The sequence below is a fragment of the Paracoccus haematequi genome (assembly GCF_900631945.1).
GTDB classification, from domain to species: domain Bacteria; phylum Pseudomonadota; class Alphaproteobacteria; order Rhodobacterales; family Rhodobacteraceae; genus Paracoccus; species Paracoccus haematequi_A.
Genome location: NZ_UZWE01000073.1, coordinates 1 through 10277 on the forward strand (window position 1 = coordinate 1; position 10277 = coordinate 10277).

At 60.6% G+C, this 10277-nt stretch carries 11 protein-coding genes and 3 pseudogenes; 8 read left to right on the forward strand and 6 right to left on the reverse strand.

Going from position 1 to position 10277, the window contains the following annotated elements:
• On the forward strand, window positions 1-661 hold a 661-nt coding region (locus tag PARHAE_RS19855; protein WP_241232908.1), incomplete at its 5' end, for a recombinase family protein.
• A gap of 371 nt (window positions 662-1032) precedes the next feature.
• On the opposite strand, the gene PARHAE_RS19860 is transcribed toward PARHAE_RS19855, so the two are convergent.
• A complete protein-coding gene (locus PARHAE_RS19860; RefSeq protein ID WP_126156245.1) occupies window positions 1033-1242 on the reverse strand; it encodes a hypothetical protein in 210 nt (69 codons plus the stop codon).
• A 49-nt stretch (window positions 1243-1291) separates the two neighbouring features.
• On the opposite strand from PARHAE_RS19860, the pseudogene PARHAE_RS22210 reads away from it, so the two are divergent.
• Window positions 1292-1492, forward strand: a pseudogene (locus PARHAE_RS22210) (c-type cytochrome); the annotation flags it as partial.
• Window positions 1493-1536: 44 nt separating this feature from the next.
• Here PARHAE_RS22210 and PARHAE_RS21805 read toward each other — a convergent pair.
• The 4 genes and pseudogenes from PARHAE_RS21805 to PARHAE_RS19880 all read right to left on the reverse strand — a co-directional run.
• Window positions 1537-1773 (reverse strand): annotated as a pseudogene (locus PARHAE_RS21805) (IS481 family transposase); the annotation flags it as partial.
• 191 nt (window positions 1774-1964) lie between these two features.
• Window positions 1965-2837, reverse strand: a complete 873-nt coding sequence (locus tag PARHAE_RS19870; RefSeq protein WP_126156246.1) for an isocitrate lyase/PEP mutase family protein — start codon at window positions 2835-2837, stop codon at window positions 1965-1967.
• Window positions 2837-4024, reverse strand: a complete 1188-nt coding sequence (locus PARHAE_RS19875) for a PrpF domain-containing protein (RefSeq protein ID WP_126156247.1) — start codon at window positions 4022-4024, stop codon at window positions 2837-2839. Before PARHAE_RS19875 ends, PARHAE_RS19870 begins: the two co-directional genes overlap by 1 nt.
• A 4-nt stretch (window positions 4025-4028) precedes the next feature.
• Window positions 4029-4700: a GntR family transcriptional regulator gene (locus PARHAE_RS19880; RefSeq protein WP_126156248.1), complete on the reverse strand. Its 672-nt coding sequence runs from the start codon at window positions 4698-4700 to the stop codon at window positions 4029-4031.
• A gap of 222 nt (window positions 4701-4922) precedes the next feature.
• Here PARHAE_RS19880 and PARHAE_RS19885 point away from each other — a divergent pair, with 222 nt between their 5' ends.
• The 4 genes from PARHAE_RS19885 (at window position 4923) to PARHAE_RS19900 (ending at window position 8978) form a co-directional block, all read left to right on the forward strand.
• Window positions 4923-5909: a Bug family tripartite tricarboxylate transporter substrate binding protein gene (locus tag PARHAE_RS19885; protein WP_241232909.1), complete on the forward strand. Its 987-nt coding sequence runs from the start codon at window positions 4923-4925 to the stop codon at window positions 5907-5909.
• A gap of 69 nt (window positions 5910-5978) precedes the next feature.
• Window positions 5979-6422 carry a tripartite tricarboxylate transporter TctB family protein gene (locus tag PARHAE_RS19890; protein ID WP_126156250.1) on the forward strand — a complete coding sequence of 148 codons (444 nt, stop codon included), beginning with the start codon at window positions 5979-5981 and terminating at the stop codon, window positions 6420-6422.
• A gap of 1 nt (window position 6423) precedes the next feature.
• Entirely contained in the window at window positions 6424-7929 is a 1506-nt protein-coding gene (locus PARHAE_RS19895) for a tripartite tricarboxylate transporter permease (protein WP_126156251.1), read from the forward strand.
• Window positions 7929-8978: an AbrB family transcriptional regulator gene (locus PARHAE_RS19900; RefSeq protein WP_126156252.1), complete on the forward strand. Its 1050-nt coding sequence runs from the start codon at window positions 7929-7931 to the stop codon at window positions 8976-8978. The genes PARHAE_RS19895 and PARHAE_RS19900 overlap by 1 nt, the downstream gene beginning before the upstream one ends.
• A gap of 44 nt (window positions 8979-9022) precedes the next feature.
• Here PARHAE_RS19900 and PARHAE_RS19905 read toward each other — a convergent pair.
• Window positions 9023-9205, reverse strand: a pseudogene (locus PARHAE_RS19905) (integrase core domain-containing protein); the annotation flags it as partial.
• A 400-nt stretch (window positions 9206-9605) separates the two neighbouring features.
• On the opposite strand from PARHAE_RS19905, the gene PARHAE_RS19910 reads away from it, so the two are divergent.
• Both PARHAE_RS19910 and tnpB read left to right on the forward strand, forming a co-directional pair.
• A complete protein-coding gene (locus tag PARHAE_RS19910) occupies window positions 9606-9929 on the forward strand; it encodes a transposase (protein ID WP_164555327.1) in 324 nt (107 codons plus the stop codon).
• Complete coding sequence (gene tnpB / locus PARHAE_RS22215) at window positions 9926-10213, forward strand: IS66 family insertion sequence element accessory protein TnpB (protein WP_126156254.1); 288 nt, start codon at window positions 9926-9928, stop codon at window positions 10211-10213. Before PARHAE_RS19910 ends, tnpB begins: the two co-directional genes overlap by 4 nt.
• The last annotated feature ends 64 nt before the right edge of the window (window positions 10214-10277 follow it).

Genomic DNA, 10277 nt, shown 5'->3' on the forward strand with positions numbered 1-10277 from the left:
GGGGGAGCTCAACCGACTGCTGGAGGTCAACGCCGCGCGGGCCAGCCGGGAACGTCAATCCCTGACACAGCTCTACGAAGAGCTGAGCGGTCTCGGCTACGCGCGCGTTTCCACGACGGACCAGGACCTTTCCTTGCAAGAGGAGGCGCTACGTGTGGCGGGTTGTCAGGTGATCCGGGCCGAGAAGAAGACCGGCACCTCCCGCGAGGGGCGCTCCGAACTCGACATCCTGCTTCAGTTCCTGCGCCCGGGTGACACGCTGATCATCACCCGCATCGACCGGCTGGCCCGCAGCCTCAAGGATCTGCAAGACATCGTTCATGAGCTGAAGGAGAAAGGCGTCACGCTGAAGGCGACCGAGCAGCCGGTGGATACCGCGACCGCCGCCGGCAAGGCCTTCTTCGACATGCTGGGAGTCTTCGCCGAGTTCGAGACCAACCTGCGCCGCGAGCGGCAGATGGAAGGGATCGCCGCCGCCAAGGTGCGTGGTGTCTACAAGGGCCGCAAGCCGAAGATCGACCCTGAGGAGGTTCGCCGGCTGCACGCGGAGGAGAAGCTGAGCCCCTCTGTCATTGCCCGGCAGCTCGGCATCGCACGGTCGTCGGTCTATCGCTTTCTGCCGCGAACGGGAGGGAACGCCAAGGAAGTGGGTAAGGAGTGAATGTCGAGCCGCCCTGCTTGCCTTCTCCCCTTCGGTAGAACGCGCGCGCCGTCCCACAATCGGAAGCTCAGGACAGGCGATGGCGGCGAGCGGAGCCAAGGCTTCGTTCGGACGAGGGTTGCGAGACAGACTGGCGCTGGCGCAATTCCTTCAGGGCTCCGCTCGCCTTTGGCCCTGTTGCGGTTTGCATACGGTCGCTTGGGCGCAGTGCGCTCTGCAGACGGCGTTTAGGTTTCTCGGGCGTGTCCGGGGAACAAGGCGCCTGCGGCCCTCCCGCGCCCCTGCGCGGGTGGATCGCGTGCAGAGGCTGAGCTACTGCAGAGCAGCTTCGTGGCGCTTGTCAGTGTACGCCACGAACGGGGCCGCCGCGCCTAGCGCCTCGGCACTAGCGCCAGGCCGCCGACACCCGAGGCGAAGATCACGGCAAGGCCGAGCAGGGTCAGCGGTTCCGGCCAGTCGCCGAAGACGAGGAACCCGATCACGGTGGCGGCGATCAACTGGAAATAGATGAGGGGCGCCGAGACCGTCGCCGGCGTCGTCCGGTTCACGACCACCAGCAGATAGTTGCCGAAGGCAGACACGACGGGATGGTTCCAGAACCCGTCGAAGCTGACGCAGACCGACGGTAAGGTGATCTATGACGCCCTTTGCGCCGCCTGCCACATGCCGGAAGGACAGGGGGCCGTCGGCGCAGGCATGTATCCCGCCTTGGCCAGGAACGAGAACCTGATGGCGGCCGATTACCCGGTCTATGTCGTCACCCACGGCCAGAAGGCGATGCCGCCCTTGGGCGATCTTCTGGATGACGCTCAGGTCGCGGCCGTGGTGAACTATATCCGCACCAGCTTCGGCAACGACTATGCCGAAGACCCGGCGAGCAAGGCCTTGCGGAGGGCAACCGCGACGGCCTCCTGCGCAGGCGTCAGCGTCGTCTGCAAGCGGTGCGGCGTGTGGCTCCGGTCGTGGACGTCGTCGCGACCCCGCCATTTCCAGACCGTCTGCTCGGAGATCCCGTAGCGCTCCGCCACCCGCCAGGCCGGTTCGTTGCTCGCCTGGATCGCGGCACGGCTCTTCGGCGTCGTCGTCGCCTGCTTGTGCAGAGAGATCAGCATGATTCCACTCCCTCTCGAACCTCGCGCAGGATCGACCTTGCCACGAAGAGGGGCGACCGGCGAGGGTCTATGTGATCATCCGGGATGGAACACTTACGTCAAGCGTCAACATGGATGCGCTGCCTCAGCACTAAAGGCCTTTCGCGGCAGCGCATTTCCATTCGATTTCAAGCGAAAAATGGTGCCGGCGCTCAGATGGCGTAGGATTGCTCCAGCGCGTCATAGGCATCCTTCTGGACCACGCGCTGACGTTCGATGAAGCTGGCGACCGGACCATCCTCATCAAGCATGGTATCACGCTTCAACTGGCCAAGAGCCTGTTGCATGCCATAGATCGCACCCTGCAAGGCGACGTTGGCATAGAGGACAAGCGAGAAGCCCATTGCGTCCAGATCCGCAAGCGGCATGATCGGCGTGCGACCACCGACCACCAAATTGACCAGCTGGGGAGTGCCTTTCAGGCGCTGGGGAATGCCACGAATTTCGTCTTGGCTTACCGGTGCCTCAACAAAGGTAATATCCGCGCCATCTTCGATGAAGGCTTCGGCCCGCTCGAGTGCCGCTTCGTAGCCAAGCGTTGCGCGGGCGTCGGTGCGGGCGATGATCAACATGTTCGGGTCTTGCCGTGCATCGACAGCGGCACGGATGCGCGAGCGTGCCTCATCAAGGCCGACGACATCCTTGCCGTTGAAGTGACCGCAACGCTTGGGATTGAGCTGGTCTTCAAGTTGCACTGCGCTGGCACCGGCGCGCTCTAGGGTGCGGATGGTATGGCGCACGTTCAGCGCATTGCCAAAGCCGGTATCGGCATCGACGACAATCGGCAACGACGTCGCATCGCGGATCGTCGCGGTGTGTTGCGCGATCTCCGACAGGTTGATGAATCCCAGATCCGGCTTGGCAAGATAGGTATTGCTGAGACCTGCGCCCGACAAATACACGGCCTCGAAGCCCAGGTCTTCGATGACGCGTCCGGCAAGTGCGTTCGCTGCTCCCGGCATTAGTAGGGCGCCGCCCTTGGTCAGGCGTTGGCGGAATGCGCGGTTGATGTCTTGGCTCAGCATCAGGCTGTTTCCTTCAGGTCGGTAAGTTCATTCAGGGTATCGGAGGAGAAAGCGGATCGGCGCAGATAGATCTGGCCATCCATAAGGCGGCGCTGGGTCCGGACGACATTCGCCGAAAGAACCGCACCGGTGTCATCCAGATCGCAGCCTACAATGATGACCCCACTCGGAGTTGCCAGACGCAGGGCCTCGATGCTTGTGCCGGCGGCCAAAAGGCCATGCGGGACACTGCCCGCTTGCGAAGCCGCCGCTGCCAAGGCCAGTGCCCCTGTGATCGGCACAGCGCGATGCGCCTGTCCTGCAGAGATCATGCGGATTGCGATATCACATCGGGACGCCACGACCTTGGTGCCATCAAGACAGCTGTAATCGGCCGGTCCCGAGACAATGGCGATCTTGGGGATCGACATGATCTTGGCCGCCTCTTCGATATTCGGGGTGATGCCCATCGCAACCGATGCGGCACGGCGGATAACTTCAAGCCGCTGCATGGCGCCCTTGTCGGCATCCAGCGTCATAGGATCGATCGTGCCGCTGATGCCCGCCGCTTGGGCCGAGACGAAGACAGCAGGCGTCGCCGCGTCGATACAGGTCACGACAACTTTGCTATCGTCCGGCAATACAAGTTCGTCGCAGAGCGACCCTGATGGCGTCAATCCGCGGCCACGTGTGCCGGCAGGGTTCTGGAAAGCCAGCTCGACCGTTGCGCCACTGCCTGAAACGCCCGGAATGACGGTGTCGCCATCTACGGCCGCCACGCCGTCTTCCACGACGAAACGGGCGTGAATGATCTTGCCCGAATTAGTGTTGTGGATACGCACGACGGTCGGCCCGTCGCCCTGGGGCGTGACAAACCCTTCATCGACCGCGAAGGGGCCGATAGCTGAGCTCATATTGCCGCAATTGCTGTTGAAATCGACGACGGTGCTGTTCACCCCAACTTGCGCGAAGGTGTAATCGACATCGGCATCGGGGCGGTCGGAGGGACCAACGATGCAGATCTTGCTCAGCGAGGACAGACCGCCGCCCATGCCGTCAAGTTGACGCATCGAGGGATCGGGGCTGCCAAGAGCGGCACAGAAAATTTCGGGCCACAGCTCTCGGGGTGGCAGATCATGATGCCGGAATACGACCGCTTTCGAAGTGCCGCCACGAATGAAAGCGGCTGGCAAACGCAATTGAGACAACGGCTTATCCTTGGGATAGAGTTTCTGAAATCTGGGCTGAAAGGGATGACCACGAGTTGCGGATATGGCGGCGCATCTGCAGGTCGGCCACAAGAGGATCGCGATCGGCCAAGGCTTCGAAGATGCGGCGATGTTCGACCCATGCGCTATGGCCACGCCCCTGCACATTCTGATGCTGCTGGCGCAGCAAGATGAGCTGGGGGTAAAGTTCTTGCGTCAAAAGACGGTGAAGAAGCGGATTGCCCGCCAGGGTCACGATGCGGACGTGGAAATCCGTATCCTGACCCTTCGTGAGATAGGCCCCATCAGGATGCGCGGAGATACCCGCCTCATGCTGGATGAGCATGTCTTCCAGTTGCGCGCCGGCTTCGTCATCCATGTGCAGTGCGGCAAGACGGGCGGCCTGAGCCTCAAGCCCTTCGCGCAGCTCATAAAGCGCCTGCGCCTCGGCGATGGTGAAGGCCCGCACCGAGACTCCCGCATTTGGCACAAGATGCGCCAGACCGGAATCCACAAGTAACCGCAAGGCATCGCGCACAGGGCCGCGGCTGACATCGTAGCGCTGCGCAAGGGTCGTTTCGGGCAGGTGCTGTCCCGGCACGAGTTCCCCCTGAAGGATGCTTTCACGCAATTCCTCAAAGATTTCTTGCGCACTGACTTTGGCAGCTGATGGCATTATTGTTAGCAATCCCAAGGTTATAGCGATGCCCCGAAACTCAAGAATTTCTCCTGAATGCAGGCGGGATGATCTGAAATCGCCTTGAAATTACCTGTTTGTCAAGGGTTTTGCATGTATTGATAAAATGTTGACAAGACGTGCGCACTAAAGTGAAAACAGCAGGAGAACAGTCTTGTTAACAAGATTGAAGAGGGACCTATTTTGGAGGAACAGATGAAGATGGCATCCTTGAAGGCCATGCTCGTTGCTGGCACGATGATGGCGACGGCGATGATGAGCGGCGCGCAGCCTGTCCAGGCGCAGGACTGGCCCAGCCAGCAGATCACCTTCGTGGTCGCGCTCGGGCCGGGTGGCTCTGCGGACCGCGCCATGCGCCTCTTGGCGCAGCGTTTCCAGGAAGAGCTCGGTGTTCCGGTGCGCGTCGTGAACCAGGAGGGCGGCGGCGGTCACGTCGGCCAAACCTATTTCATGAACATGCCGACCGATGGCACGGTCTTCCTCGCCTCGTCGATCCACCCCTATGTCAGTAACGCCATTCTGGACCTTGATGCTGACTACACTCTTGATGATTTCGCATTCATCAATGGCCAGTGGACCGACAAGGACCTCTTCGCCGTCTATCACGAACTGCCTTACACGACGATCGACGAGCTGATGGAAGCTGTCCGCAGTGATCCGGGCAAAATCCGTGTCTCTGTGGTGCCGGGGTCGACGGGGTTTATCAACACGCTGCAACTGCTCGAGGCCTATGACCTGGAAGCGGATGACGTGAATATCGTGACCTACGAGTCGGGTGGTGCTGCACGAACAGCCGCCGCTGGCGGCCAAGTCGACATGACGGTTCTGGGCGCTGACGGCACCCTGCCGATTGCAGAATATGTGCGCCCGCTGGCTGTCGCCTCTGACACGCCCCTGCCTGATTGGGACGCCCCGGTCCTGAACGAGGCCATCGCCTCGACTGGTAAGAGCATCACGCCCCTCGTTGGCTCCATGCGCGGTATCGCTGCCCATGCCGAATTCCGCGACAACCATCCGGAAGCTTTCGCCAAGATGGTCGCGACCTACGAGTCAATCTTGGCCGATCCTGAATTCGCACAATTGCTGGCCGACCAGCAAATCGGTGCCGAATGGCTGGGTCCGGAGCGCACCACTGAGATCATCAAAGAAAACTTCAAAATTCTTCAGCAGTTCCAGTCGCATCAATAAATAGAGCGACACCGCGGGTGCTGAACCGGTCGCGGTGTTTGCCTTCACTTGATAAGAACGAGTCTCATAATGACATCCCGTCTGAGCCTGTCCCATGCGGCGCTGCTGGCCTGCGTTGCGGTGATCTCTTGCTATATTACCTGGAGCGCGATCGCCGCCTCGACACGGCTTTACAATCTCATCGTCGTCGTTCCGGTCGCCGTGATCATCGCCGTGCTGCTGATCACCCTCGTCTGGCAGGCCCTCTCAGGATCCGTCCCTGACGGCGCTTTGCCCGACCGCAAATCGACTATCGGTGATATCATCATGCTCGTCGCGTTCGGGGTCTTTTGCTTCGGCCTGACCAAGTTCGGCTTCGATATTGCGACCTTCATTTTCGTCTGGGCTGGCGTGGCTTTCGGCGGTGAACGCCGTCTGTGGCTTCCCCCCGTCTATGCGGCGGTCTTCACCCTGGCTTTGGTGAAGTTCTTCGGCTCGCTCTTCCCTTTCCCCATGCCGCTTCTGGTGCTCTGACATGATTGATACCATTGCATTCGCGCAGGCATCAGACCTCCTCTTCTCCAGCTTCGGGCCGTGGCTCTATGTCATTCCGGGCCTGCTGATCGGCCTGATTTTTGGGGCAATCCCAGGGCTGCAAATCTCGATGGCGATGGCGGTCTTCCTTCCTGTCACCTTCGGCATGGACTTCTTGCAGGCCATGCTGTTCCTGACGTCGATCTTCACCGGCGGCGCCTATGGCGGCGGGGTAACGGCGATCTTGATGAACATTCCGGGATCCTCCTCTTCGGTCGCCACCGCGTTCGACGGATATCCGATGGCCAAGAAGGGCCAACACAACGAAGCCCTCGGACTTGGACTTGGCGCATCGGTTGTCGGGGCTTTCGCGGGCTATCTGCTGTTGATGTTCCTGATCCAGCCTCTGGCAGGCGCCGTTTTGAAACTCGGCCCGCTTGAAATGGTCATGGTGGTCGTCTGGGGCCTGACGCTGATCGCGACGCTGAATGACAGCACCGTAGCAAAAGGCCTAATGGCTGGCGCCTTCGGGCTGATGTTGAGCCAGATCGGCATGTCGACGACCGGCACCATGCGCACCAAACTGGGCAATCCCTATCTGATTGACGGTATTGCCGTCGTGCCTGCCATGATCGGCATTTTTGCCGCCTCCGAATTGCTGCGCCTGCGGGGCAGTTCTTATCTGGTGCAATCGGATGCCGACCGCGAGATCTCGTTCAAGCGTATCCTCGCCGGCATGGCGATGTCGCTGCGCTACCCCAAGACCTTGTTCCGCGGCAGCTTGATCGGCGCCATCATCGGGGCAATCCCGGGCGTAGGCTCGTCGGTTGCCAACCTTGTGGCCTATGGTGAGGTGCGCCGCACCTCGAAGAACCCCGAAGCCTTTGGCAAGGGCGAACCCGAGGGCGTCGTGGCCGCCGAAACCGCCAACTCCAGTTCGGAAGGCGGATCGATGACCGCGCTTCTGGCGCTTGGCATCCCGGGCGGTGCGGCAACCGCCGTGCTTCTCGCCGCCTTCTCCTTCCATAACATCATCGGCGGTCCGGCTTTCATCCGCGATGAAACCGAGCTGGTCTATGCCATCATCATTGGCAATATGGGTCAGGTCGTGCTGTTGGGGGTTCTGGGGCTCCTGACGCTGCGCCTCTTGGGCCTCGTCATCAAGGTTCCGCTGGCCTATCTCGTGCCTTCCGTTCTGGCGCTTTGTGCGTGGGGTGGCTACGGGATTACCGGCACGCTTGCCGGTCCCCTCACTGTCGCGGCCTTTGCCGGTCTGGGCTGGCTCATGCGACGCCACAACTACCCCGTGGCGGCCGCAGTGATCGGTCTGCTACTTGGCCGGATGACAGAAGGGGAACTGGTCCGAACCATGCAGATTTCCGGCGGCAACCCGCTTGGCTATCTTCTTGAGCGCCCTATCGCGATTGCGTTCTTCATTCTCTTGGTCGTCATCAGTCTGATCTTGCCGATCATGCGTCATCGCAAGGCGAAGAAGGCTCTCGTGTAATGAACAAGCTGCTTTTAGGGCTTGGAACTTTGGCCGTCGGTTTTACCGGCGGCCTTTTGTTTCTATATCTCAACATTCCGCTTCCGTGGATTTTGGGAAGCTTTGCGACAACGGCGCTTTTGGCTCAATTGCGCGTCAAGCTGGCCTTGCCCGCGACATGGCGCAGTTATGCGATGCTGATCATCGGGACGATGCTCGGCGCGGGCTTCAGCGTGGATGTGCTGCCCAATATCATCCGCTGGCTGCCCTCGATTGCCTTCATGCTGCTGCTGACCGCGATCTTCTTCTGGGTGGTCTATCGCTGCCTGATGCGGTTCGGGAATATGGACCAGACGACGGCCTTTCTGGCCGCCGTGCCGGGCGGGTTTTCGGTTGTCAGCGCCATAGCCGAGGACATGGGCGGCGACCTCAAGCGCATCGCCATGTGCCACACGAGCCGGATGGTCGTCCTATTGGTCCTGACACCGATCCTGATCGGCTTCATCTCCGACTATGATCTGGCGCGCGCCAGCCGCGTCGCCTTGGACCACGGGTTCGAGATCAGCCCGGGTGCGATCCTGCTGCTGCTGTTTTGCGGATCGTTCGGGTGGGTCGCAGCCAAGGCCCTGCGTTTCAACAGTGGCATGTTGATGTTTCCGCTGATCCTGTCGGCCGGCATTCACATGGCGGGGCTGAGCGAGGCCCATGTGCCGCCGATGTTCTCGATCGCGGCGCAATTGGTGATCGGCTGCGGCATCGGGACGAAGTTTCAAGGCTACAAATTCAAGGATATCATCAAGGACAGCTGGATATCGGGCGTGATGGGGGGGGGCTGCGCGGTTGCATCCTTCCTGATCGCCAAACAGATAGCGGGCCTTCTCAACCTGTCGGCACCGGCCTTGCTCTTGGCCTACATGCCCGGCGGTGCGCCGGAACTTGGCGTGATTGCGCTGGCTTTGGGTATCGAACCCGCGCTTGTGGCGACACATAGCATGATCAGGGTGTTAGGCCTGATCATAGCTATGTCAATGTATGCCCATCGATCCAAGATGGGGGTTCGGCGATATTGATCCAGGCACTCCTGATTATGTGGTTTTGCCCCACCACCGAACACTCAGGCGGTTGCGGTTTGAGCTGTGATGAACTGGCGGGGCGAGCGCATTTTCAGCCCTGAGTGCGGGTGGTTGTCGTTGCAATCCTCGAACCAGCTTCCGATCAGTTCAAGCACGGTCTGAGCATCCGGCAGCGGCGTCACCTGGACGTAATCGCGCTTGAGCGTCTTCACGAATGCCTCTGATTCAGCCCTTGCCGGGAAGAACCCCGTGGTCTTCGAGAAAAGGGCGCCATCATAGAGCACGGATCCGGCAATTTTCCGAGACAAGTCCACGGAGCCAACTGCCGGAGATCTGTCCTAGTTACCAATCTGAAGTGTCCGTCGTCGAATGATTTGGAACATTCGGCCTGATGTTGGTCTGGAGGGAGGGTCCTGGCTCCGTGGGTTGAGGTTATGCGGCTTGGCGCTGATGGATCAAGCGCCGGTTCTGGATGGTCAGTTTCTTGATCTTCGTAAGCGGGAAGGCGACCCCGTGGGTTAATGGCGTGCCTGGTCTCGGATAGGGTTTGGACATCGATCTGATTACTGGTGTTCCATGCCTACGCCTAGTTCTATGCCTATGCCTGCGACTGGTAGCTTTCAGTTGGTCGAGGCTGTTGTCGCGCGGCTGGACGGTGCGCCGGTCGGCGAACGACGACGCTGGTCGGATGAGTTCAAGGCACAGGCAGTCACCGCGGCTCTGGAACCGGGCGTCAATGTTTCCGCACTGGCGCGCCGTCTGGGGATTTCGCCGCCGCAGCTGTTCGGCTGGCGCAAGGCCTTTCTGAACAAGCAAGGCGAGAGTGATCCTGGGGATTCGCTAGCCCCTCTTGCGGAAATCGTGGTGGGCGATGTCACGATCCGGGTCAGCCCCGATCTCAGTGAGGCAGCGCTGCGCCGGATCCTTCGCGCGGTGCGCTCGGCATGATCCCGTCTGGTGTGAGAGTCTTTCTGGCCAGCCAGCCGGTTGACTTCCGGAAGGGGCCGGACAGCCTGCTGTCCCTGGTGCGTGATGGAGGCAGCGACCCCTTCAGCGGCGCCCTTTATGTGTTCCGGGCGAAACGCGCGGACCGGATCAAGATCGTTTGGTGGGACGGCAGCGGGATCTGTCTCTTCGCCAAGCGGCTCGAGAAGTCCTCATTCTGCTGGCCAAGGATCGGACATGTCCGTGTCCAATTGAACGTAACCGCCCGGTTGCCACCGCCTGCCTGAGCGTGGGGTGATCGGCTAAGACACGTGCATAGCGACGTCGTTAACGACGTATCTTATGCGGGGC